At 72.6% G+C, this 23433-nt stretch carries 19 protein-coding genes; 9 read left to right on the forward strand and 10 right to left on the reverse strand.

Translation table 11 applies throughout. From position 1 onward, the window contains the following. The first annotated feature begins 230 nt into the window (after positions 1 to 230). Positions 231 to 1190 (forward strand): TIGR03557 family F420-dependent LLM class oxidoreductase, encoded by a 960-nt coding sequence (locus ACIA47_RS00740; protein WP_203125670.1) that lies wholly within the window; start codon positions 231 to 233, stop codon positions 1188 to 1190. A gap of 164 nt (positions 1191 to 1354) precedes the next feature. Here ACIA47_RS00740 and ACIA47_RS00745 read toward each other — a convergent pair whose 3' ends face one another. From ACIA47_RS00745 to ACIA47_RS00765, 5 genes are all read right to left on the reverse strand, one after another. Then, positions 1355 to 2842, reverse strand: coding sequence for a hypothetical protein (locus ACIA47_RS00745; protein ID WP_396704258.1), 1488 nt, complete (start codon positions 2840 to 2842; stop codon positions 1355 to 1357). 171 nt (positions 2843 to 3013) lie between these two features. Next, the gene (locus ACIA47_RS00750) at positions 3014 to 5110 is read right to left on the reverse strand and encodes an amino acid transporter (RefSeq protein WP_396704260.1); all 2097 of its coding nucleotides are present in this window, start codon (positions 5108 to 5110) and stop codon (positions 3014 to 3016) included. An 87-nt stretch (positions 5111 to 5197) separates the two neighbouring features. After that, positions 5198 to 5587: a hypothetical protein gene (locus tag ACIA47_RS00755; protein ID WP_396704263.1), complete on the reverse strand. Its 390-nt coding sequence runs from the start codon at positions 5585 to 5587 to the stop codon at positions 5198 to 5200. A 385-nt stretch (positions 5588 to 5972) separates the two neighbouring features. Further along, positions 5973 to 6743, reverse strand: coding sequence for a DUF5995 family protein (locus ACIA47_RS00760; protein WP_091398349.1), 771 nt, complete (start codon positions 6741 to 6743; stop codon positions 5973 to 5975). A gap of 145 nt (positions 6744 to 6888) precedes the next feature. Further along, positions 6889 to 9786, reverse strand: coding sequence for an AAA family ATPase (locus tag ACIA47_RS00765; RefSeq protein WP_396704266.1), 2898 nt, complete (start codon positions 9784 to 9786; stop codon positions 6889 to 6891). A 194-nt stretch (positions 9787 to 9980) separates the two neighbouring features. Between ACIA47_RS00765 and ACIA47_RS00770 the strand changes: the two genes are divergently transcribed. Beyond that, complete coding sequence (locus tag ACIA47_RS00770; RefSeq protein WP_396704268.1) at positions 9981 to 12224, forward strand: AAA family ATPase; 2244 nt, start codon at positions 9981 to 9983, stop codon at positions 12222 to 12224. Between the two features lie 64 nt (positions 12225 to 12288). Here ACIA47_RS00770 and ACIA47_RS00775 read toward each other — a convergent pair whose 3' ends face one another. The 5 genes from ACIA47_RS00775 to ACIA47_RS00795 all read right to left on the reverse strand — a co-directional run bounded on the left by ACIA47_RS00775 (position 12289) and on the right by ACIA47_RS00795 (position 16782). Continuing rightward, a complete protein-coding gene (locus tag ACIA47_RS00775) occupies positions 12289 to 12834 on the reverse strand; it encodes a YciI family protein (protein ID WP_396704270.1) in 546 nt (181 codons plus the stop codon). Positions 12835 to 13192: 358 nt separating this feature from the next. Continuing rightward, the gene (locus ACIA47_RS00780) at positions 13193 to 13759 is read right to left on the reverse strand and encodes a dienelactone hydrolase family protein (protein WP_396704272.1); all 567 of its coding nucleotides are present in this window, start codon (positions 13757 to 13759) and stop codon (positions 13193 to 13195) included. A 55-nt stretch (positions 13760 to 13814) separates the two neighbouring features. Beyond that, positions 13815 to 14921, reverse strand: coding sequence for a nucleotide disphospho-sugar-binding domain-containing protein (locus ACIA47_RS00785; RefSeq protein ID WP_396704273.1), 1107 nt, complete (start codon positions 14919 to 14921; stop codon positions 13815 to 13817). Positions 14922 to 14931: 10 nt separating this feature from the next. Continuing rightward, on the reverse strand, positions 14932 to 16254 hold the full coding sequence (paaK, locus tag ACIA47_RS00790; protein WP_396704275.1) for a phenylacetate--CoA ligase PaaK: 1323 nt from the start codon (positions 16252 to 16254) through the stop codon (positions 14932 to 14934). Between the two features lie 78 nt (positions 16255 to 16332). Beyond that, a complete protein-coding gene (locus ACIA47_RS00795; protein ID WP_238690230.1) occupies positions 16333 to 16782 on the reverse strand; it encodes a MarR family winged helix-turn-helix transcriptional regulator in 450 nt (149 codons plus the stop codon). A gap of 135 nt (positions 16783 to 16917) precedes the next feature. On the opposite strand from ACIA47_RS00795, the gene ACIA47_RS00800 reads away from it, so the two are divergent. The 7 genes from ACIA47_RS00800 (at position 16918) to ACIA47_RS00830 (ending at position 23432) form a co-directional block, all read left to right on the forward strand. Continuing rightward, a complete protein-coding gene (locus ACIA47_RS00800) occupies positions 16918 to 18138 on the forward strand; it encodes an MFS transporter (protein WP_396704278.1) in 1221 nt (406 codons plus the stop codon). Positions 18139 to 18280: 142 nt separating this feature from the next. After that, positions 18281 to 19039 carry a class I SAM-dependent methyltransferase gene (locus tag ACIA47_RS00805; RefSeq protein WP_396704280.1) on the forward strand — a complete coding sequence of 253 codons (759 nt, stop codon included), beginning with the start codon at positions 18281 to 18283 and terminating at the stop codon, positions 19037 to 19039. Between the two features lie 149 nt (positions 19040 to 19188). After that, the gene (locus ACIA47_RS00810) at positions 19189 to 19662 is read left to right on the forward strand and encodes a fluoride efflux transporter FluC (protein WP_396704282.1); all 474 of its coding nucleotides are present in this window, start codon (positions 19189 to 19191) and stop codon (positions 19660 to 19662) included. Continuing rightward, positions 19659 to 20021, forward strand: coding sequence for a fluoride efflux transporter CrcB (gene crcB, locus ACIA47_RS00815; RefSeq protein WP_203126705.1), 363 nt, complete (start codon positions 19659 to 19661; stop codon positions 20019 to 20021). The genes ACIA47_RS00810 and crcB overlap by 4 nt, the downstream gene beginning before the upstream one ends. Before the next feature lie 59 nt (positions 20022 to 20080). Further along, entirely contained in the window at positions 20081 to 20605 is a 525-nt protein-coding gene (locus tag ACIA47_RS00820) for a PadR family transcriptional regulator (protein ID WP_203126706.1), read from the forward strand. Further along, the gene (locus tag ACIA47_RS00825; RefSeq protein WP_396704285.1) at positions 20602 to 21282 is read left to right on the forward strand and encodes an ABC transporter ATP-binding protein; all 681 of its coding nucleotides are present in this window, start codon (positions 20602 to 20604) and stop codon (positions 21280 to 21282) included. Before ACIA47_RS00820 ends, ACIA47_RS00825 begins: the two co-directional genes overlap by 4 nt. Then, positions 21279 to 23432 carry an FtsX-like permease family protein gene (locus ACIA47_RS00830; protein ID WP_396704287.1) on the forward strand — a complete coding sequence of 718 codons (2154 nt, stop codon included), beginning with the start codon at positions 21279 to 21281 and terminating at the stop codon, positions 23430 to 23432. Before ACIA47_RS00825 ends, ACIA47_RS00830 begins: the two co-directional genes overlap by 4 nt. Position 23433: the final 1 nt, after the last annotated feature.

Below are 23433 nucleotides of genomic sequence, written 5' to 3' on the forward strand. Positions count from 1 at the left end.
CGTACCCCGGCCCGTGCCCCCACTGTGGGGGCACGGGCCGGCGCGTTTTCCTACGTCGGCGAGGGCGCGGCCCTGCACGACGTGGCTCTCCTCAGCGCCATGTACGGCATGTCCACCGCACACCCCCTAAGGCATCCTAGGAGGCTGGTTTGCGGTCCGGCGGCGTTTGTCCGCGCCGGGGCCGGGAACCGCCGATGCCTCAGTCAGCGAACGGGATCGGGAGTGTGGGCATGCAGATCGGCTACAAGCTGGCCTCGGAGGGGTACGGCCCGCAGGAGATCATCCGGCAGGCCGTCCTGGCCGAGCGGGCCGGCTTCGACTTCGTCGAGATGAGCGACCACTTCCACCCATGGCTGGACGCTCAGGGGCACTCGTCCTTCACCTGGAGCGTGCTCGGCGCCATCGCGGCCAAGACCAGCACCCTGCGCCTGGCCACCGGGGTCACCTGCCCGACCGTCCGCTACCACCCGGCGATCATCGCGCAGGCGGCGGCGACCATGGCGCTGATCTCCGACGGCCGGTTCACCCTCGGGGTGGGCGCCGGAGAGCGGCTCAACGAGCACGTGGTCGGCCAGGGCTTCCCCAGCGTACGGGGGCGACACGAGCGACTACGCGAGGCGCTGGAGATCATCCGGTTGCTCTGGCAGGGCGGCTACCAGTCGTACGAGGGCCGGCACCTGCAACTGGAGGACGCCCGGATCTTCGACCTGCCGGACACCCTGCCCGTGATCGCGGTGGCCGCCAGCGGTGAGGCGTCGGCGCGGCTCGCCGCCGAGTTGGGCGACGGCCTGTTCGCCACCGAACCGGACGCCTCGATCGTCGAGCACTACCGCCGCGCCCAGGGTGCGGGCCCGCGCTACGCCGAGGTGCCCCTGGCCTGGGCCACCGACGAGCAACAGGCGGTGCAGGCGGTGTTGCAGACGAGCCGATGGATGGTCACCGGCTGGAAGGTGATGAGCGAACTGCCGAACCCGGTCAACTTCGACGCGGCCAGCGCGTACGTCGAGGAGAAGCACATCCGGCAGCTCTTCGCCATCGGTCCAAACCCGGAACCGCACGTCGCCAAGGTCCGGTCGTACGTCGAGGCCGGCTTCGACCACATCGTCCTGCAGAACGCCGGCCCCGACCCGGACGGCTTCCTCGACTTCTTCGCCGGCGACCTCTCCGGCCGGCTACGCGCGATGGGTTGACGCCGTGATGAGGAGCAGGTCGGCAGCGTCGGTGGTCACGGGGATCGACGGTCGGCGAGGGGCCGAGGCGTCACGTGACGACGGAGCACCGCCCGTCCGGACGATCGTCCGGACGGGCGGTGTACTCAGGATGAATGCGCTCGGGGTGGTGCGCGGGTCGACGCTCAGCGGAAGCAGTGCGCGATCGGCGCTTGGCTGCCCTCGCAGTTGGTCGGCTCGTTCTCGACCACCACGCTCTCATCGTCGATCTTGACCTGGGCGTGCATGCCGAAAACGCCGCCGGGCTTCACCGTCGACGCGTTGTGGGTGACCTTGCTGGTGTAGATCGCCACCGAGCCCGCGCTGGCGTAGATGCCGCCGCCCTGGGACGCGGCGCCGACAGCCTCGTTACGGGTCACGTCGCTACCGCGGACCAACAGGTTCGCCTTCTCGGCGTAGATGCCGGCTCCGAGACCGTGGGTGGTGTTGCCGTCGATCACGCTGTCGTCGATCGGGGTCAGGCCCTTCACTGTCGAGACGCCGCCGCCGTTGAGGGTGGACGTGTTGCCGCGGATGGTCATGGTACGCATCACCAGCACCGCGTCGGAGTTCGCGGCACCGCCGCCGACCTGCGCGGTGTTGTTCAGCAGCTCGGTGTCGGAGACCTTCGTCCGGGCCGAGAAGCTGGCCAGCCCGCCACCCTGGCCGGCGCTGTTCTGGGTGAAGGAGACGCTCTCCACGTCGGCGGCACCACGGTAGTTGCCCAGCCCGCCGCCGTAGGCGTTGGCGCTGTTGCGGTGGAACTCCGAGCGCTTCAGCGTCAGCACGCCGCCGTTGAGCAGGCCCCCGCCCTTGCCCGCGGCGCCGGAGGCGCTGTTGCCGACGAACGAGGAGTCGGTGACCACCATGTTGCCGTCGTTGAAGATGCCGCCGCCACCCCCCTCGGGCGACAGCGAGGTGCTCTGCGTAACGGTGACCCGTTCCACCACGGCGGTGGCGCCGTGCACCACGTGCACGCTGCCGCCCTCGATGGCCGAGCGGCCGTTGTGCAGTTCCACGTCGCGCAGGGTCAGCTCGCCGCCGTCGCGGACGGTGAAGAAGCGGAACGAGGCCGCCTGGGCGGCCCGGGCGATGGTGGCGCCCGCGCCGTCGATCGTGATCGGCTGGTAGATCACCGGCAGGCCAGCGGTGTCGTCGGCCGGGTTGTGCGGCGGCGCCTCGGCGTCGCCGGGTGTCTCCGCGGCGTCGGCGGCCTCCCGGGCGTCACGGATCCCGCCGTCGTACTGGTCGGTCTCGTGGAACGCCTCGGTGAGGGTGTAACGGCACTTGGGCGCGAGCCGGAGTTCGCCGCCCCCCTCGGCGTTGGCCGTGACCAGCGCCGCCACCAGCTTCGCGGCGTCGCACGGCACCGACACCACGCCCCGCTTGCCGGTGCCCGGATTGGTCGGGCGGGCCCGCTCCGCGTCGTCCTGGCCGGGCTGCGAACCCCGCCGGTCGTCGTCGGCTGCCGGGGTCAGCCGGGCCAGACCGGGGAGGGTGAGAGCGCGGTCGGCGGCGGCGGCCGCTCCGGCCGCTCCCACGACCAGGCTCCCCGCCAGCAAGCCGCTGGCTAAGAACCATCGGGACCGCCGCCTGGGTCGGGTCGCGCGGTCTCCCTCTCGGTACGTGGACATCAACGGTGCCTACCTTCCTGCCTACGTGACGTGCCCGCGCCGATTCGGGCGCGGGAGCTCGACGTGTTCGCCGGCTACCAAACGTCACGATAGGTCCGCAATACGGACAGGAAGGCGTGAACGTGAATAGTGCCCTCTTTCATCTTCAAAGCTGCCAGAGCGGCATCGACGTCACCCGCCGACGTGGATGCCGGGTCGACGCAGCGGGTCCCGTTCGGTCCGGCGGATGATCTCCCGCACCACCGGCGGGGTGTCCCCCCGGCCCAGGATGAGGTAACGCGCCAGGTGCGCGATCGGGCTCCCCTCCGACCATTCGAAGTGCGCGTGCGGCCGGACCCCGGTGGCGTCCCGCAGGGCCAGCAGGATCGCGGCGATCGCGTTCGGCGCGGCCGGGCTGTTGGCCCGCAGCACCCGGAATCCGCCCACCTCGATCCCGTGCACGCGCAGCACCTGACTGAACTCCGACGGATCGACCACATCGATCTCCAGGAACAACACGTCCGCGGCCCCGGGCACCGGATTCATCCCGCGCTGCGCCCGCTCCTTGAGCGTGTACTCCTTCACCGACCCCTTCTGCCGCTTGTTCGCGATCAGGTGCATCTGCCCGTCGTGCGCCAGCGACTCGGTGATGAACCGACGGGCCGCCTCGTCGAACTCGATCCGCTCGGCGCGCAGCTCGGTGGTCCGGGTGACCCGGGACACCAACGAGACCACGATGATGCCGAGGATGAACAGCGCGGAGATCGTGATGCCGTCCGGCTGTTCGATGACGTTCTCCAGCAGCGCGTACAGCAGCACCAAGGTCAGGACGGTGAAACCGATCGCGGAGCCACGCCGGTGATGACGGGCCGCGGAGATCGTCACCGCCACCGCCCCGGAGACCATCATGGCCAAAATCCCGGTGGCGTACGCCCCGGCCTGGGCGTTGACGTCGGCGCGGAAGGCAATCGTGATGGCGACGCTGACGACGGTGTAGACGATCACCACGGGGCGTACCGCCCGCGCCCACTCCGGCGCCATGCCGTACGACGGCAGGTAGCGCGGCACGATGTTGATCAGCCCGGCCATCGCCGAGGCGCCGGCGAACCAGAGGATGAGCACGCTGCTCACGTCATAGACGCTGCCGAACACCTCCCCCAGGTAGGCGTGCGCCAGGAACGCCAGCGCCCGCCCGTTCGCGCCGCCGCCCGGCCGGAACTCCTCCGCCGGAATGAGCGCCGTGGTCACGAAGGTCGTCGAGATCAGGTACACCGACATGATCAACGCGGCGGTGGTGAGCAGTCGACGCGTGTTGCGGATCCGGGCGGCGAGCCGGGCCTGCTTGTCGGGGCCGTCGGCCGCCACCAGGGGCATCATGCTGACCCCGGTCTCGAAACCGGACAGCCCCAGCACCAGCAGTGGGAACGCCAACACGGCGGTGAACAGCACCTGGCCCGGTCCGCCACCGGTCGAGGTCACCGCGGCCGTCCAGTTCGACACGATGCCCGGGTCCTCGACGATCCGGGCCACCGCGACCACGACGATCACCGCGTTGAGCACCAGGAAGACCGCGACCAGCGGGATGGCCACCACCACCGCCTCGCGGAACCCGAGCAGGAACACCCCGCCGAGGATGAGCAGCAGCACCACCGTCACCACGACCGGCACCAGGGACCCGTGCAGGACGTCCGGCAGGTACGGGTTCTCCAGCAGGTGCACGGTGGCGTCGGCCGAGGAGAGGGTGATCGTGATGATCCAGGAGGTGGCCACGAAGCCGAGCAGCACGAGGACGAAGATCTTGCCCCGCCAGAACGGCAACAACCGCTCCAACATCGCCACCGAACCCTGACCGTGCGGGCTCTCGCGGGCCACCCGCCGGTACATCGGCAGCATGCCGAACAGGGTGAGCACGACGATCAACAGGGTCGCCAGCGGGGAGAGCGCCCCGGCCGCCACCGCCGCGATGCCGGGCAGGTACGACAGCGTGGAGAAGTAGTCCACGCCGGTCAGGCACATCACCTGCCACCAGGCGTGCCGGCGGTTCTGTCCCTCGGTCGCCTCGGGGCCGGGCGGCTGCACCTGGTGCTGAAAGAGCCACCGGCGCAGCGGGCTGGCCGGCGGCGCCGAGCGGGCCGGAGTGGCCACCCGTTCGGGCACCACGACCCCCTGCCGGCCGCCCCGGTGTGGGCGGGCTGGATCGCGGGCCGCCCGCAGCGCCGGGTCCGGCCCGCTCGGCGTGTGGCGGCGCCCGTTCCAGCGCCGTGGTCTCGCCCGGTGCTCGTCAGCCATCGCCAGTCCCACCCTCACAGGTCCTGGTCTGACGGTAGGCGGTGCCCCGGCGCCCGATCAGCGGAACCGGGCACCTGTTCGGGCTGCTCAGGGCAGGTCCGCGACGGCGAGTAGCCGGGCCAGCGCGGGTGGGTCGGCGATCGTCACCGTGGCCGCCGGGTGCCGGGGCCGCCCTCCGGGCACCAGCGCCGGCACCGGCACACCGAAGCGCAGGCAGATCCCGCCGGCCGCGCTGCTGCCGAAGGTCGCGCCGCCGTCGGCCAGCGACAGGTGCGGGCCGATCGCCCGCCACCAGCGGTACGGCCCGCTCAGCTCGACGGCGGTGACGTTGTCCCGGCCGGTCCGCAGCCGCCACGGGCCGTACCGGATCATCAGGTCCCGCTCGGTGACGGCGACCCAGGCGGTCGCCGGGCGGACCCCCAGCAGCGCCAGCATCGGGCGGAACACCGGGTCGAAGCGGAACGGAAACCGGGTCACGACGCCGGTCATCGGGCGCCGGGCCGAGCGGTGGGTCGCGACACCGGGCCGCCCGGCCGCAGGGGGCCGGGCCGCGCGGGCCGGGGGCGGGCGGCGGGCCGGTGCCGGGCCAGGACGGTCATGGCGCGGGCGTACCCGATCCGAGCCCGCCGACACCCCGGGATCGGCACGCCGTCGACGTGCCCCCGTTCGGCGCTCCCCCACCGCCGGCCGACACCCCCCGGGCCGGCCGACGGTGGCAGACGGTCGACACCCCCCGGGCCGACCGGCTGTCCCCTGCGTGACCGACCTGACCTCGGGCGGCCACGCGGGGTGGAACTGGTGGGACGCGCCCCCGCGCTCCGCCGCCCCCCACGGGGCGGAGCGCGGGGGCCCCCCGTCCCGGCTACTGCAGGAACGCCCCGAGGGGCGAGAGCAGCAACCGGCCGAGCGCCGCGGCGTTGTCGTCCAACCGTGTGCGCTCACACTCGCGGGCGTCCGGATCGTGCCGGCACCGCCAGATCTTCTGCGCGTTACGCCAGGCGACATCGCGGGTGTACTCGACCAGTTCCCCCTGGTACCAGTCGTCGATGTCGCCGTTGAGCATGTCGATGAGCAGCTGCCACCGCTCCAGGTAGCCTCGGCGCAAGCCGGGGATCTTGTCCGCGAAGATGTTGTTGATCTCGAGGTAGTCGTGGTGCTGGTCGCTGCCGTCGACCGGCTCCGACTCCAGGTGGTCGAACGTGGTCACCAGGGCGAACGGCAGGTCGAAGTTGATGTGCGCGTTCACCCCGGCCGCCGCCGACGGCAGCGGACGGGCATCCGGCCCCCGCATCCGCTCGAAGAGGCACGACCACGCCTTCGGGGTGCCGGGGCTGGAGTCGGTCCACAGCCGCATCGCGTCGAAGTACCGGGCGGCGAACTCGACGTCGAGCCGGGAGAGGAAGACCGGATCGATGAAGCGGTCGTCGTACAGCCCGTCCAGCACACTGCTGGTGATAGTCAGGTAGAGCTTGTTGAAGTCAGCGAGGGGGCAACTGGCCTCCAACGGCGGCAACCGGACCAGCATGTCCTGGAGCTTGGTCAGATGATCGACCACGGCCGGCACGTCCGCGGGATGATCGGCGAGCAGGTCGACGATGTCCCGGTGCACGGGCCCCCAGACCGGTTCGATCATTTCTCCTCCATTGTGGTCGGCGGCATCCCCCGTGCCGTCGTCGACGCGGCCCAGCCTCTCAGCCGACACCGGGCCACCGGATCAGTAAAACGACGTATCCCGGCGCGCACACGCGCCGGGATACGTACTTCAGTGGTCGGGTCGGTCAGCCCCGTTGGTTGCGCAACTGGATCGCGCTGGCCTGCACGCGGGTACGGACCTGGAGCTTGTCGAAGATGTGCGACACGTGCACCCCGATGGTCCGCTCGCTGATGAACAGCCGCTGCCCGATCTCCCTGTTGGTCAACCCCTCGGCGACCAGGGCGAGCACTTCCCGCTCCCGGGCGGTGAGCGCCGCCAACTCGTCGTCGGACGCCTCGACCGGGACGCCACGTGTGCCGGTGGTGCTGTCGCGCTCGTCCAGCGACACCCGGGCCCGCCCGGCCAGCTCGCGGATCTCCGAGGTCAACGGCACCGCACCCAACCCCCGCGCCACCCGGTACGCCTCCCGCAGGAGCTTGCCGGCGGTGGCCACCCGGCTGCGCCGGGCCAGCAGCGCCTCGGCCTGCCGCAGCCGCGAGTAGGCCGCCGGATAGGGGTGGTTGCGTCGATCCCACTCGGCCGCCGACGCGGCCCACAGCTCCGGATCGCTGCCGTCGAGGCGGCTCACCTCGGCGGCGCACAGCGCCAGGAAGCCCTCCACCACCGAGCGCACCGGCCGGGCGGCCCCGGCGCTCTTGCGGGCCACCCGCTCGGCCACGTCCCGAAGCCGGCGTACCGCCGTGGGGTCCACCTCCACCGTTCGGCTGGCGTGCGCCTCCGCCTCGGCGCGCAGGCCGTGCCAGACCAGCGCGGAGAGGATCATCACGTCGTCGGAACGGCTCTCGGTGAGGCCGCGCTGCACCGCCTGGCGGGCCACGTCGTGCCGGCCCTCCCACATGGCCAGCCCGGAGCGCAGGGTGAGCAGCGGAATGACGTGTCGCGCCCCGCCGCCGGCGAGCAGGGTCGCCACCGCGTCGAGGTCCCGACCGGCGGCCTCGATGTCGCCGTAGCCCACCGACAGCCGGCACCGGGCCAACAGCAGCTCCACGGCGTCCGCACCGGACGGTCGGTGCCGCAGGGCGGCGGCAACCACCTTCTCCGCCTCGGCCCACTGGCCCACCCGGAACAGTCCGTTGATGGCGATGGCCAGCAGCCGGGTGCCCCAGGTGCGGCCCAGCCCCAGCTCGGCCACCCGTTCGGCGCCCCGCCGGGCCACCACCACGCCCTCTTCGAGGACGTTCAGCGGCCCGGTCAGCAGCTCCGCCAGGTGCAGGTACGCGCAGGCCACGTCCTCTGGCTGACCGGCACGCTCGGCGGTGTCGAGGGCGTCGCGCATGACCGCCAGACCGGCGTCCGGGTCTTCCAGAAAGGCGTCGCTGAAGCCCAGCGCCGAGCTGGCCAGCACGATTTCGGTAGCGGAATCCTCCGCGTTCTCGGCCAGCGCCAGCGCCTCCCGGGCCCGCTGGCCCGCGTCGGCGTACCGGCCCAGGTGCAGCAGCAGCTCGGCCAGGCGGGCGGCGGCGGCGGCTCGGTCCCGCGGGGAGCAGTCCGCCGCATCCAGCGCCCGCTGGTATTCCTCCTCGGCCAGCGCGGAGCGACCGGCGGCGGCCAGGTAGCGGGCCCGGCGGATGTGCAGCGCGCAGCTCGGCTCGCCACCCCGCAGCGTGGCCAGCTCCTCCAGCAGGGCCAACGCGCGGGCGTGCTCCCCACAGTGGTGGGCCGCCTCGGCGGCGTTCTCGAGCAACTCGACCCGGTCCACAGTCAGCGGGCCCGGCTCGGCAGCCAACTGCAACGCCGCCGACCAGTGCCGGTGCGCCTCGGCGTAACCGTGCAGCCGCTCGGCCTCCTGGGCGGCGGCCACCGCCGCCGGCAGGGCGCGCGCCGGCTCGCCGGCCAGTCGCCAGTGGTGCGCCAGCCGGGCCTGGTGCAGCTCACCCGGCGCGGTGGTCAGCGCCTCGGCGTAGCGGCGGTGCAGCCCGGAGCGCTCGGCCGGCAGCAGCTCGTGCGCCAGCACCTCGGCCACGAGACGGTGCCGCAGCCGGTAGCCCTCGTCGGCGCCGACCAGCAGCCGGTGCGCCACAGCGGCCCGGGCCGCCGCGATCAGCTCGTCCTCCGGCATCCGCAGCACCTCGGCCAGCAGCCAGTGCTGCACCGGCTCGACCCCGGCGGCCACCGCGTGCACCACGGCGTGCGCGTGCTGGGGCAGCGCGTCGACCCGGTCGAGGAAGATCTCCCGCAGCGTCTCGGACAGGCCGTCGCGGCCGTCGCGCAGATCCCGGGCCAGCTCCTCGATGACGAACGGGTTGCCGCCGCTGCGCTGCCACACCTGCTCCGCCGCGTCGGCGGTCAGCGTCCGGCCGACCACCGCGGCGGCGAGCGTCTCGGTGTCGGCCCGGCCCAGCGGCGCCAGGTCGAGCACCCGCACCGTGCGGAGTCGACGCAGCTCGGTGAGCACCCGGCGCAACGGGTGCGCGCCCTGCAACGACTCGGCACGCACCGCCGCCAGCACCGACAGCTGAAGATCACCCAGGCCGGCGAGGAGGTAGAGCAGGAGCTGCCGGGTGCTGCGGTCGACCCACTGGAGGTCGTCGAGGATCAGCACCAGCGGCCGACCCTCGGCGATCAGGTGCAGGCCACGGGAGACCCGCTCCAGCAACGCGCCCGCGCCGTCCGGGCCGGCGGTCTCGTCGGCGAACATCTGCAACAGCCCCCGCACCGCCGAGGAGGTGCGGGCGGGCGAGTTGGACACCTCGGCGTCGAACCGGCGCAGCGCCTGCAACAGCGGGTGCAGCGGGGAGGCGTCACCGATGTCCAGGCAGCTGCCGGTGAGCACCACGGCGCCCCGCTCCCGTAGGCGGTCGCCGATCTCGCCCAACAGCCGGGTCTTTCCCACACCGCTCTCGCCGGTCAGGAAGACCGCCGCGGTCTGCCCGTGCGCGGCGTCACCGAGCAACGCGGACCGAACCGTCTGCACCAGCTCGGCCCGACCCACGAGCGGTGCGGTGTCCACATCGCTGGCCATGCCACGCAGCCTAATCACAGGGCCCCGTACCGTTCTACGTCCGCCCACCGCTTGTGGTACTCCTCGCGTCGACTTTGCGACTAAAGGTTGCAGGTGGCCGACATACGTCGTTCGGCAGATCCCCCGTCGGCCCAGGAATGCCAATCTCCGGAGGTGATCAGGCAACAGCGGGAAGAAAGGCCGGTGCGACACCCATGACCACCAGCATCATCGTCGACACGCAACGGACCGTCACCCCGCTCTGGCCGGTACCTCAGGAGAGGCGCGTCGTCACCGTCCTCTTCGCGGACATCGTCGGCTCCACGGCTCTGGTGGACCGGCTCGACCCCGAGGACGTCCGAGCGTTGCAGCGGGCCTACTTCGACACCGTCGCAGGTGTGCTGCACCGCTGGCACGGGGTGGTGGAGAAGTACATCGGCGACGCCGTGATGGCGCTCTTCGGCGCTCGGCACTCCGACGGCTTCGACGCGTACCGGGCGGTGCGCGCCGGGCTCGAGATCCAGGCCGCGCTGGACCGACGGCCCATGGTCGACGGCATCAGGCTGCGCGTCCGGGTCGGTGTCGCCACCGGCGAGGTCGTGGTCGACCTGGGCGACGTCGTCACCGGTGGGCACGGCGTGGCCAGCGGGGCGGTGATCACCACCGCGGCCCGCCTGCAGGAGTACGCCGCGCCGGGTGCCGTCGCGCTCTGCGCGGCCACCGCGCGCGCCACCGCCGGCCTGATCACCCAACGTCAGCTGACGCCGGTGCCGGTCGCCGGCCGGGTGCCGCCGGTGCCGGTCTGGCACGCCGTCGGTCCGGTACGCCCCGGCGTCGACCGGCACGACGGCCCGCTGATCGGTCGACGCCGCGAACTGGCCACCATCCGCGACCAGTTGGGCGCGGCCATCCGAAACCGGACGCCACGCTGGATCTCACTGGTCGGCCCCACCGGCAGTGGCCGCAGCCGGCTGCTGCACGAGCTGACCCGTGGGCTGACCACGGTGGACGGATTGTCGATCCGCTGGTGCGTGGCGACCTGTCAGCCGTACCCCGATCAGGTGTTGGCACCGGTCGCGCACCTGCTTCGCGGCCTCGTCGGGATCCGGCACAGCGACGGCCCGGCGGCGGTCCACGACCGGCTCGTCGCCGCCCTGACGCCGCTGTTTCCGCCGACCCGGGTGGCCACCGCGGTCCCGGCGCTCCAGCGGATGCTGACCACCCCGGACGGCTCGGCCGCCGCCCTGGCCGGCGCGGCGATCTGCCGCGAGGTCCTGCTGCGGCTGGCCGCCCACCGGCCGCTGATCGTGGCCGTCGACGACCTGGACCGGGCCGCGCCGGCGGTGAGCCGGTTCCTGCACGCGCTGTTCAGCGAGGCGACGGAGCGCGGGCTGCCGCTGGCCCTGCTCACCGTGCACCAGCCGCAGTGGGCCGACACCCGGCCCGGTCCGGCCCGCCAGATGACGATCGGACCACTGGCCACCGTGCAGTCCGGACGGCTGCTGCGCCACCTGCTCACCCGAGCCGGGCAGCCGGTGGCCCTGGTCGACCGGCTGCTGCCGCTGGTGGGAGGCCGCCCCGGGCACGCGACGGCGTACGTCACGTCGCTGGTGGACGGTGCCGATCCGGCCGCGCTCCCGCTGCCCGAGACGGTACGCCGGGCCGTCGGCGCGGAGCTGGATCACCTCGACGGTGAGCGGCGGGCGGTGCTGATGGCCGCCGGCACCCTCGGCGGTCTGATCTCCGGGGCTGCCGTGGACCGGGCGCTCGGCTGGACGCCCGGCCGGTCCGCACCCGCGCTCCGCAAGCTGGTCGCCGCCGGGCTGCTGCTCCCCCACCACGTCGACGGGTACGCGTTCGCCGCTCCGGCGCTACGCCAGGTCGCCGCCGAGCGGTTGCCCCGCGCCCTGCGGGCCGTCTTCCAACGCCGGGTCGCCTGCGTGCCGCACCTCGACACCGTGCACCTCGACGCCGACCCGCCCGCCGGTGCGGTCAACGGCTCGGCGGCGAGGAGTGCGGAGATCGTGCGGCTCGACACCGTCGGCGCTCGGACCGGCCGCCTCGACGCCGTCTTCGCGGCGCTGGCCTCGGCAGGGCCGGGCGGTGCCACCGGCCCGACCGCGCTGAGGCGAGGCAGCCCCACCCCGGCGATGGCCACCCGTCCCGCCGCGTCGGGTCGCGACGCCAACCGTACGGCGGGCCCACGCCGGCTCCGAGCCGTCGCCTCGGCGGGCGACGTACCGCCGACGCCGGCCACAGCGGCGTCCCGACCTGCGCGCGGTGCTGGCGGTACCCCATTGCGGGACCTCGGACGGTCCGCAGCGCCGATCCGCCCCACGCCGGCGAGTTCGGCTGGGCACTGGACACTCGCCGACGCCGGCACTCCACCGGGCGTGGTGCGGGCAATACCCCGCCCACCGTTGATCCGCCCACTGGACGGTCTGCCCGCCTCCGCCTGACTCCGATGATCACTTGATGCCCGGCAGCCAAACCGGCCCGTCGACGACTGGTCAGCAGGGCAGGTCAGGACGGTCGCCCGCCGAACTGCCAGTTGTGCACCTCGATGCTGGCGTACCGGTCGACCGTCAGGATGGCGCGCGCCGCGTCCGGATTCGGCGCCCGGAGCAGCGCGGCGGTGCCGAGCCAGGTGACGCCGTCGTCGGCCAGCAGCGGCCCGTACGCGATCAGCTCGTCCGGGTCGGGCGGCACGGCCAGGTCGGCGGCCTGCCCGCCGCCGAGGCCGAGCACCAGATAACGGTCGCCGCCGGTCCGGCCGCCGGGGAAGTCCCACATGGTGCGGCCCAGCGTGTTGCGCCACCGGCGCAGCAGCACGTCCCGGTACACGCCGGCCTGGTAGTTCGGTTCCTCGAACGCGAATGTCCGCGCGGCGGCCGGGTCGGGCACGTCGACGATGTGCACGCTGCCGGTGGGCGTGTCGCCGACGAAGGTCGGGCCACGGGCGATCATTCCCGCCGCGTACCGGTCCATGTAGGACCAGTGCTCGGGCAGCAGTTCGTCGCGCAACGCCACCGAGCCGGGCCGGTCACTGTGGTAACAGAGAAACTCCACGCCGCATTCTCGCCGTGTGCCCCTCATCGAAAGCGGGCCGGGTGCCGCCCTGGCCGCTACGGTACGGACGCCGAGGCCAGCAGCGCCGCGGTGGGCAGCGCGAGCAGGCCGTCGGGGCCGTCGTCGTCATCGCCAGGCCCGGCGGAGTTGCACTCGTCCGGCGGCGGGCCGAAGTTGCCGTTCGGTGGCCAGGACGAACACCGTCGGTCACCTTCGTCGTGGCGGATGCGGCATCAAGCGGTATACCTCAGAGGCATATTCATGGGTCTGAGGTATACCGCTCCTCGGCAGATCGACATGGCGGGCCAGCCGAGCACACGGTGCGCGCCACCAGGTAACTCAAGGTCGAGCCGGCCGCTCAGCGGGCGGCCAGGAAGGCCAGCACGCGCGGCCAGGCCGCCGCGGTGGCGTCCGGGGAGTACTCGGTCAGGTCCGGGTCGGTGAACAGGTGACCCACGCCGGGATAGCGGAAGACCGTCAGGTCGGTGCCGGCGTCGGTCATGCCCTGCTGCCACTCGTCGACCTCGTCCGGCGCGTCGTACGGGTCGGGGTCGGCGAGGTGCAGCTGCACCGGCAACCCGGCTCGGACCGCGTCCGGTGCGCCGCCGGTGCCGTGCAGCAGGAGCAGGCCGGCGGTGTCGGGGCGCTCGGCCAGCAGCGCCCCGGCCACCCCGGCGCCCATCGAGAAGCCGGCGAGCACCGTCTCCGGTGGCAGGTCACGCAGCGCGTCGCGGGCCCGGTCCAGCACCACCTCCTGGCCGATCTTGTCGAGCAGCGCGAAGCCTTCCTCGACGGTGTCGGTGGCCGGGACGCCGTACAGGTCGGGGGTGCTGACCTGGTGCCCGGCAGCGCGCAACCGATCGGCGGCGGCGCGCACGGCGGGTCGCAGCCCGTACACGGAGTGGAACAGCACGACGTGTCGCATCCGGTCATCCTGCCGCAGTCGACAGTGCGTCCGGTGTGGCCACGCGGGGTGGACGTCAGACCAGCGCCGCCAGCCGCGCGACCAGGTCCGTCGGTGGCGGCATGTCGGCGATCTCGCGGCTGACCTGCGCGGCAGCGGTCCGCAGGCGCTCGTCGGTGAGCAGCTGGGTCAGTGCCCGCGCGGTGATGTCCCGGGGGCGCAGCGCCAGGCCGGCGCCCCGGCGGGCCACCAGCTCGGCGTTGTGCCGCCGGTCCCCCGGACCCGTGGTGGCCAGCTGGGGCAGTCCGGCGGCGAGGGCGCCGAGGGCACTGCCCGCCCCACCGTGGTGCACCAGCGCCGCGCTCGCCGGCAACGCCTCGTCGAGCGGGATCCAGTCGACCACCCGCACGTTGCCGGGCACCGAACGGGCCGACCGCTCGTCGGGGCGGACCAGCACGATCTCGGCGTCCACCTCGGCGGCGGCGGCCACCACGGCGGGCAGCGGCCCCCGGTCGCCGGGCCCGGTGAGGGTGCTGCGGGTGACCAGGATCCGCTGGCGCTCACCCGGCTCGCGCAGCCAGGCCGGCAGCTCCCCGCCGCCGACATAGGACGTGTAGCGCATCGGCCAGCCGCCCTGCGTGGCAACGCTGGGCGGGGCCACGGCGAGGGCGGCGGCCGGCGCGGGCAGCTCGGTGAGGCCATGGCGGCGCAGTGCGGCGCCGAGTCGGGCGACGGTGGCGCGGACCAGGTCCCGGCCGTCGAAGAGGGCGTTCTCCTGGCGTACGGCCGGCACGTCGAGCCGCGCGGCGGCCACCGCACCGGCGACCGCGAACGGCTCGTACAGCACCAGATCCGGCCGCCACCGGGTGGCCAGCGCGACCACCGGGTCGACGAGCTGGTCGTTGAGTGCGCCGAACAGCAGGCCGGCGCCCCGGGTGCCGGCGGTGCCGGCCATTTCCGCCCGCGCGATCAGCGGATGGCGGGGAAAGACCCGCAGCGCGATCCGGCCGAAGTCGAAGCCCGGCGCGATGTCGTGCACCGCCAGACCGGCGTCGGCGGCGGCCAGACCGCCGCCGCCGGTGGCGACCAGCACGTCGTGGCCGGCGTCGCGCAGGGCGACCGCGAGCGGCACCAGCGGGAAGACGTGCCCGACGAGCGGGGCGGAGACCACCAGCACGCGCATGGCCCGGATCCTATGTCGACGACGGCGGCGAGGCAGGCCGCTGGTCGACGATGCGGCGCATCTTGCCCATCGAACGTTCCACAGTGTCGGGGGCGAGGACGTCGACCGCCACGCTCACGCCGATGGTGTTCTTCACCAGCTGAACCAGCGTGCCGCCGGCCCGCTCGGCGGCGTCCACGTCGACTTCGGCCCGCCGCTCCACCCGCACCGTCAGGGTGTCCAGCCGACCGTGCCGGTCGAGGACGCACTGGAAGTGCGGTGACAGCTGCGGGGTGCGCAGGATCAGCTCCTCGATCTGGGTGGGGAAGATGTTCACCCCTCGCAGGATCATCATGTCGTCGGTGCGGCCGGTGATCTTCTCGATCCGGCGCATCGCGCGGGCGGTGCCGGGCAGCAGCCGGGTCAGGTCGCGGGTGCGGTAGCGCACGACCGGCATCGCCTCCTTGGTCAGGGAGGTCAACACCAGCTCACCCCGCTCGCCGTCGGGCAGCACCGCCCCGCTGACCGGGTCGATGATCTCCGGGTAGAAGTGGTCCTCCCAGAGGTGCAGGCCGTCCTTGGTCTCGACGCACTCGGTCGCCACGCCGGGGCCCATCACCTCGGAGAGCCCGTAGATGTCGACGGCGTGAATGTCCAACTGCTGTTCGATCTCGCGGCGCATGTCCTCGGTCCACGGCTCGGCGCCGAAGATGCCCACCCGCAGTGAGGTGGCGCGCGGGTCGATGCCCTGACGGCGCATCTCGTCGACGATGGCCAGCAGGTAGCTGGGCGTGACCATGATGACCTCGGGCTCGAAGTCGCGGATCAGCATGACCTGACGCTCGGTCATGCCCCCGGAGACCGGGATGACGGTGCAGCCCAGCTCCTCGGCCCCGTAGTGCGCGCCCAGGCCTCCGGTGAAGAGCCCGTAGCCGTACGCGACGTGCACCCGGTCGCCGGGGCGGCCGCCGGAGGCGCGGATCGAGCGGGCCATCAGCCGCGCCCAGGTCCGCAGGTCGTCGCGGGTGTAGCCGACCACTGTCGGGCGGCCGGTGGTGCCGGAGGAGGCGTGCAGGCGGGCGACCCGCTCCCGGGGCACGGCGAACATGCCGAACGGGTAGTTCTCCCGTAGCTCCGCCTTGCCGGTGAACGGGAAGCGCGCCAGGTCGTCGAGATCCCGGCAGTCGTCGGGGTGCACCCCGGCCGCGTCGAACGCCTGCCGGTAGTGCGGCACGTTGTCGTACGCGTGCCGCAACGACCAGCGCAGTCGGTCGCGTTGCAGGGCGCGCAGCTCGTCGATGCCGGCGCGCTCGATCGGCTCCAGCTCCTCCGGACGAGGGGTGCGGTCCTGCATCGGCTGCCTCCTTGGCGCGGCGGTCCCGGTGGGGCTGCGGGTACCGTACGCCCGCTGTCGCCCGGGTCGGCGGGGCGGTCAGCGGGTGGCCGGCAGCCGGTGCAGGGCGTCGACCAGCGGCGCCAGCTCGGGGGTGGCCTCCGCCTGGGCGAGCGCGTCGGTGAGCACCCGGTCGTGGGTCGGTCGGGTCTGGGCGAGCAGCTCGGAGCCGGCCGGGGTGAGCTCGGTGTAGATGCCGCGCCGGTCGTCGGCGCACAGGATGCGGGTGAGCAGCCCCCGCTGTTCGAGGCGGGTGACCAGCCGGGTGGTGGCGCTGCCGGATAGCGCGGCGGCACGGGCGAGCTGGCTCATCCGCATGTGCCAGCCGTCCTGGCGGGACAGCGCGTCGAGCACCGTGTACTCGACGACGGAGAGGCCGTGGCCGGCCTGTAGGGCCCGCTCCAGGGACGTCTCGATCAGCCCGTGCAGCGCGGCGAGGGTGCGCCAGCCCTGCGCGCGGATCTCGACCGCGTCGTCGGCGATGCCCATGCCGGCCTCCTCGGTGTGATCTGAACGGACCCCAGGCTACCACGCTTGCGCCGATATAAAGCGCGTGCAAGTATTTCGTTGCTGGCGCGTGTAGTTGCAAGCGCCGTATATCTGATCTCTCCGGATGGGAAGACCATGTCCGTACGCCACAAGTCCCTGCCGCCCGGCCTGATCGCGCTGGCCATCGGCGCCTTCGGCATCGGGCTCACCGAGTTCGTGATCATGGGGCTGCTGCCCGAGGTGGCCGCCGACTTCGCGGTCACCGAGCCGGTGGCCGGCTGGTTGATCTCCGGCTACGCGCTCAGCGTGGCCGTCGGCGGGGTCGCCCTCACCGCGGCGGTCACCCGCCTGCCGCGCAAACCGGTACTGCTCGGCCTGATGGTGCTCTTCATCATCGGCAACCTGCTCTCCGCCGTCGCCGGCGACTACGCCGTAATGATGGCCGGTCGGATCGTCGCCGCGCTCTGCCACGGCGCGTTCTTCGGCATCGGCGCGGTGGTCGCCGCCGGCCTGGTCGCACCGGCCCGCCGGGCGGGCGCCATCGCCATGATGTTCGCCGGCCTGACCATCGCCAACGTGCTCGGCGTGCCGTTCGGCACCTTCCTCGGGCAGCACTTCGGCTGGCGGTCGACGTTCTGGGCGATCACCGCCATCGGCGTGGTCGCCCTGATCGGGCTGGCCCTGCTCATCCCGGCGGGCGCCACCGCCAACGCCGACCGCCCGGCCGGCGGGCTGCGCGGCGAGTTGCGGGCCTTCACCCACCCGCAGGTCTGGCTCTCCCTGGTGATCACCATCCTGGGCTTCGGTGGGATGTTCGGCGCGTTCACCTACATCGCCTACACGCTCACCGAGGTCAGCGGCTTCGCCACCAGCACCGTGCCGTGGCTGCTCGTCCTCTTCGGCGTGGGGCTCTTCGCGGGCAACCTGCTCGGCGGTCGGGCGGCGGACAGGTCACTGTCGCGCACGCTGGTCACCGTCCTGGCGGTGCTCACCGTGGTGCTCGTCGGCTTCGCGCTGACCGCCACGAATGCGGTGCTGACCATCGTCGCGCTGGTGCTGATGGGCGGGTTCGGCTTCGCCACCGTGCCGCCGCTGCAAATGCGGATCATGCGGTACGCCCACCAGGCGCCGACCCTGGCGTCCGGGGCGAACATCGCCGCGTTCAACCTCGGTAACGCGTTGGGCGCGTGGATCGGCGGGGTCACCATCGCCGCCGGCCTCGGCTACACCTCGCCGATCTGGGCCGGTGCCGCGCTCACCCTGGCTGGACTGGGCGTGCTGCTCGCAGCGCTGCGGCTGGCCCGTCGCGACCAGCCGGCAGCGGCCGACGAGGCCCTGGTGGACACGACGGTCTGACCCATCCGGAAGGACAACGCCGGGCCGGGCATCTGCCCGGCCCGGCGTCGCTCTGATCATCGCCCTGCCATCTTCCCGCAATTGCAAAAGATGTGCAACAAGGTCTGGACAATGCGCTCGGGCCGTAACTAGCCTGATCGCCATGAGTCCTTACATTGTCGATCCCTGGGCCTGGCAGGAAAGCTGGGACCGCCAGCAGGAGGCGTACATGCCGGACCGGGAACACCGGTTCGCCGCCATGCTCGACACCGTCGACGCGGTCCTCGACAGCCGGCCGCCGCGGGTGCTCGACCTGGCCGGCGGCACCGGCAGCATCTCGCTGCGGGCCCTCGCTCGCTTCCCCGCCGCGGAGCCGACGCTGGTCGACCTCGACCCGGCGCTGCTCGCCATCGCCGCCGCCTCGCTGGCCGACCGGGCCACCATCGTCACGGCCGACCTCGGCAACCCCGAGTGGCGCTCCACGCTCCCCCACCAGGAGTACGACGCCGTACTCACCGCCACCGCCCTGCACTGGCTGCCGGCCGACCGGCTCGGGCAGCTCTACGCCGAACTGCGCGACGTGCTGCGACCGGGCGGCGTCTTCGTCAACGCCGACCACATGCCCGACGACACCCTGCCGGAGCTGACCAAGCGGCTGATGGACCGGGCGCGGGACCGGCGCAACGCCCGGTACGCCGCCGGCTCGACGCTGTCCTGGTCGGACTGGTGGGAGCGGGCCGGCGCCGACCCGGCGCTCGCCCCGCTGGTCGCCCAACGACACGCGATCTACCCCACCGGGCACAGCCCCGAGTGGAACCCGCCGGCCTCCTGGCACCTGGCCGCGCTCACCGCGGCCGGCTTCAGCGAGGTCGGCACAGTGTGGCGAGGCGGCCCGGACGCCGCCGTCGCGGCGGTGCGCTGACCAGCCGCTCCAATGGTGTCGTTATGCTGACGTCGGAGCCGAACGACTCCCGGCGGTGGGGCCCGCCGTCCCGCGCACGCGTCGGGAGAACCGCGAAACCGCTCGCCAACGGTCCCTGCCAGTGACGCCCATCCTGGTAGGGAGGACCCGTGTCAGAGCCGTTCGAGCCGCGTACCGACCCCGACGTCGATCTGCGGGTCCCCGCCGACCGCCGCGAGCTGACCGCGCGCCCCGCGACCATTCTCGCCGTGATCGCGGCCGGCGGGGTGCTCGGCGCGCTGGCCCGGGCCGGCCTGCAACACGCCGTGCCGCACGCGCCGACGGGCTTTCCGTGGGCCACGTTCACCATCAACACGGCCGGCTGCCTGCTGATCGGCGTACTGATGGCGGTGCTCGGGCACCTCGACGGTGGGCACCCACTGGCTCGACCGTTCCTCGGGGTCGGGGTGCTCGGCGGGTTCACCACCTTCTCCACGTACGCGGTCGACGTCCAGCAGGCGATCGTCGCGGGCGCGCCGGGCACCGCGCTGGCGTATCTCGCCGCGACGGTGCTCGGGGCGCTCGTCGCGGTCGGGCTGGGCGATGCGGTCACCGCCGGGCTGCTGCGCCGGGCGACCCGATGACCGTCCTGCTCATCGCCCTGGGCGCGGCCATCGGCGCGCCGCTGCGCTACCTGACCGACCGGGCGGTGCAGTCCCGGCACGACTCGGTGTTCCCCTGGGGCACGCTCACCGTCAACGTGATCGGGTCTCTGCTGCTCGGCGTCGTCGTCGGGTGGCCGGCCAGCCCGGCGGTCGGCGCGTTGCTCGGCATCGGGTTCTGCGGTGCGCTGACCACCTACTCCACCTTCAGTTACGAGACGCTGCGGCTGGCTCAGGGCGGTGAGCGACTCCGGGCGCTGACCTACGCACTGGTCAGCGTCGCCGCCGGGCTCGCCGCAGCCACCGTCGGCTACACCCTGGCCCGCGCTCTGGCCGGCTGACCGCCGACAAGATACCGGGGGTATATACGCGAGGTATACCCTCGGTGTAGTCTGCTGGCATGAGCGTGCCACTGACCCTTCTCGGCCTCCTCGAACGCGAGCCCAGCCACGGGTACGACCTGAAACGCGACTACGACGCATTCTTCGGCCGCGGCAAACCGCTGCCGTTCGGCCAGGTCTACTCCACCCTCAGCCGTCTGGCCCGGGACGGCAAGGTGGTGATCAGCGACGTCGCTCCCGGCTCCGGCCCCGACCGCAAGCGCTACATCATCACCGACGTCGGCGCGACCGAGGTCGAGCAGTGGCTGACCCAGCCGGTCGACCCGGAACCCCACCTGCAGACGGTGCTCTTCGCCAAGGTCGTGCTCGCGTTGATGCTGGACCGGCCGGCCTCCGAATACCTCGACACGCAGCGCAGCGCGCACCTGCACCGGATGCGTGAACTGACCGAGATCAAGCGCGCTGGCAGCCTGGTCGACGCCCTGCTCGCCGACCACGGCCTCTACCACCTGGAGGCGGACCTCCGATGGATCGAGATGACCGGCGCCCGACTGGACGCCCTGCGGAAGGAGGTGCGGCCGTGAGCGTCGTGATCGAAGCGCGCGACGTGGAGTTCTCCTTCGGTCAGACCCCCGCCCTGGGCGGAGCCAGCGTCGCCGTGGAGGCGGGCGAGATCCTCGCCATCATGGGCCCCAGCGGCTCGGGCAAGTCCACCCTGCTGCACTGCCTGGCCGGCATCCTCGTGCCCGACTCCGGCGAGATCCTGTTCGACGGGGTCCGGGTCGACACCATGTCCGAGACCGAGCGCAGCAGTCTGCGCCGGGACCGCTTCGGCTTCGTGTTCCAGTTCGGCCAACTCGTCCCCGAGCTCACAGTTGCGGAGAACGTCGCCCTGCCGCTGCTGTTCAGCGGCGTACGTCGGACGCAGGCGCTGCGTAAGGCCCACGCGTGGTTCGAGCGCCTCGGCCTGGACGGCATGGAGCAGCGCCGGTCGGGTGAGCTGTCCGGGGGGCAGGCGCAACGCGTCGCCCTCGCCCGAGGGCTGGTCGCCGAGCCGCAGGTGCTCTTCGCCGACGAGCCGACCGGTGCGCTCGACTCGCTCACCGGCGAGCAGGTCATGGACCTGCTGGTCGGCACCGCCCGTGAACAGGGCACCACGGTCATCCTGGTCACCCACGAGCCCAGGATCGCCGCGTACGCCGACCGCGAGGTCATGGTCCGCGACGGGCACGTGAACGCGCCGGACCGGATCGCCTCATGATCGGCTTTGGGCTCCGCCTCGCCGTGGCCGGCGGCCGCGAGGCGCTCACCCGTCTGACCATCATCGCCGCCGCCGTCACGGTCGGCGCCGGGCTGCTGCTGACCACCCTCGCCGGCGTCAATGCCGTCAACTCGCAGCTCACCCGGTACGCCGCGATCTATCCCAGCGACTCTACCGGTGGCGACGCCGATCCTCTGCTGTGGTCGACGCGGGAGGACTACTTCCACGGCAGGCAGATCATCCGGATCGACGTCGCCGCGACCGGCCCGAGCGCGCCCATTCCGGTCGGCATCCCGACCACCCCCGGCCCCGGTGAGTACTACGCCTCGCCCTCGTTGCAGAAGCTGCTGGCTGCCCACCCGGCCGACGAACTGGCCGACCGCTACCCGGGCCGTGACCTCGGCACCATCGGCCCGGCCGCGCTGACCTCACCGGACGCCCTGCTCGTCATCATGGGTGGCACCCCGGACGAGGTCGCCAAGCTCCCCCTTGCCAAGCGGCTCACCAGTGTTGGCGACACCCCCGCGCTCCCCGAGACCACGATGACCCTCATCCTGGGCGTCGTCGCCGGCGGGCTGCTGTTCCCGGTGCTGATCTTCATCGGCACGGCCACCCGGCTCAACGCGGCCCGCCGGGAACAGCGCTTCGCCGCGATGCGCCTGGTCGGCGCGACACCGAGGCAGATCTCGACGGTCGCCGCAATGGAGTCCGCCGCAGCGGCCGTCGCCGGCACCGCCGTCGGTTTCCTGCTGTTCTACGCGTTCCGCGGCTCGCTCGCGGGCATACCGTTCACCGGCATGCCGTTCTTCCCCAGTGACATGTCGCTGGGCGTGCTGGACATCCTGCTCGTCGCGCTCGGCGTTCCGGCCGGTGCGGCGGTGGCGGCCCAGGTCTCGCTGCGCCGCGTACGGATCTCGCCGCTGGGCGTCACCCGGCGGGTCACCCCACGGGCACCGCGCGCGTACCGGCTGATCCCGCTCGTGCTCGGCGTCGGTGTGCTGGTGTTCGCGCTCGGGTTCCGGCCCGAGACGTCCGACGGTCAGGCCGCGGTGTTCCTGCCCGGCCTGCTGCTCATCATGGCCGGGCTGGTGGTCGCCGGCCCGTGGTTGACAATGGTCGGCGCCCGGGTCCTGGCCCGGTACGCCAGCCGCCCCGCCACACTCATCGCCGCGCGCCGCCTCGCCGACAACCCGAAAGCCGGCTTCCGGGCGATCAGCGGCATCATGCTCGCGCTCTTCGTCACTACCGTCGCCGTCGGCGTGATCAGCACGATCGTCGACAACCGTGGGCCAGCGCCGGTCGGCTCGACCGAGGCGGGCACTGTTTCCATGGACTTCGGCGGGCAGGCACCGTCGGTGCCCGACACGCTGCTCGCCGAGCTGCGCTCGACCGGCGGGGTGCGGCACGCCGCCGCGGTCCGCGAGAACCCGGACATGATCAACGCCAGCGAGCCCGGCCTGATCGCGTGCACCGACCTACCGAGCACATACGGCCGGTGCTCCGACGGTGCGTCCGTCGCCGAGGTGGCGACGGGCCTCGTCCCCTGGCGAGGATCGGCATCGTCCACCAGGGTCTGGCCCGCCGCGTCGGTCCCACTCGGCGATCTCCAGCGGTTGCCGGTGATGTCGATCGTCGTCGGCACTGACGATTCCGCTGCCGTGGAGCGCTCGCGCACCCTCCTCGAGGCAGCCTTCCCGACCTTCCGGGTGGCACCGAACGTGCCCGGCGACTTCGAGTCGGAGTTCGCCAACACGCTGCGCGGTTGGGAACAACTGGCCAACGTCATCATCGTCGCCAGCCTGGCGCTCGCCGGGTGCAGCCTCGCGGTCAGCGTGATCGGCGGTCTCAGCGAGCGGCGCCGCCCGTTCAGCCTGCTGCGCCTCAGCGGCGCACCGGTGCAGGTCCTGCGCCGGGTGGTCGCGTTGGAGAGCAGCGTACCGATGCTCGCCGTCGCCGCGGTCGCCATCGGGATGGGCCTCCTCGCCGCGCACCTGTTTCTCCAGGCACAGATGGGCTACACGCTCACCGCACCGGGACCAGGTTTCTACGTGATGGTGGCCGTCGGGTTGGCAGCCTGCCTCGGCATCATCGCCTCCACCCTTCCACTGCTGGAACGCATCACCGGCCCGGGGACCGCCCGCAGCGAATAGT

The organism is Micromonospora sp. NPDC051227 (assembly GCF_044455385.1).
Classification (GTDB): Bacteria; Actinomycetota; Actinomycetes; order Mycobacteriales; family Micromonosporaceae; genus Micromonospora.

Coding starts and splice junctions, on each gene's coding strand:
- ACIA47_RS00740 (WP_203125670.1), top strand. CDS start 231: ATGCAGATCGGCTACAAGCTGGCCTCGGAGGGGTACGGCCCGCAGGAG.
- ACIA47_RS00745 (WP_396704258.1), bottom strand. CDS start 2,842: ATGTCCACGTACCGAGAGGGAGACCGCGCGACCCGACCCAGGCGGCGG.
- ACIA47_RS00750 (WP_396704260.1), bottom strand. CDS start 5,110: ATGGCTGACGAGCACCGGGCGAGACCACGGCGCTGGAACGGGCGCCGC.
- ACIA47_RS00760 (WP_091398349.1), bottom strand. CDS start 6,743: ATGATCGAACCGGTCTGGGGGCCCGTGCACCGGGACATCGTCGACCTG.
- ACIA47_RS00765 (WP_396704266.1), bottom strand. CDS start 9,786: ATGGCCAGCGATGTGGACACCGCACCGCTCGTGGGTCGGGCCGAGCTG.
- ACIA47_RS00770 (WP_396704268.1), top strand. CDS start 9,981: ATGACCACCAGCATCATCGTCGACACGCAACGGACCGTCACCCCGCTC.
- ACIA47_RS00780 (WP_396704272.1), bottom strand. CDS start 13,759: ATGCGACACGTCGTGCTGTTCCACTCCGTGTACGGGCTGCGACCCGCC.
- ACIA47_RS00785 (WP_396704273.1), bottom strand. CDS start 14,921: ATGCGCGTGCTGGTGGTCTCCGCCCCGCTCGTCGGGCACGTCTTCCCG.
- paaK (WP_396704275.1), bottom strand. CDS start 16,254: ATGCAGGACCGCACCCCTCGTCCGGAGGAGCTGGAGCCGATCGAGCGC.
- ACIA47_RS00795 (WP_238690230.1), bottom strand. CDS start 16,782: ATGGGCATCGCCGACGACGCGGTCGAGATCCGCGCGCAGGGCTGGCGC.
- ACIA47_RS00800 (WP_396704278.1), top strand. CDS start 16,918: ATGTCCGTACGCCACAAGTCCCTGCCGCCCGGCCTGATCGCGCTGGCC.
- ACIA47_RS00805 (WP_396704280.1), top strand. CDS start 18,281: ATGAGTCCTTACATTGTCGATCCCTGGGCCTGGCAGGAAAGCTGGGAC.
- crcB (WP_203126705.1), top strand. CDS start 19,659: ATGACCGTCCTGCTCATCGCCCTGGGCGCGGCCATCGGCGCGCCGCTG.
- ACIA47_RS00820 (WP_203126706.1), top strand. CDS start 20,081: ATGAGCGTGCCACTGACCCTTCTCGGCCTCCTCGAACGCGAGCCCAGC.
- ACIA47_RS00830 (WP_396704287.1), top strand. CDS start 21,279: ATGATCGGCTTTGGGCTCCGCCTCGCCGTGGCCGGCGGCCGCGAGGCG.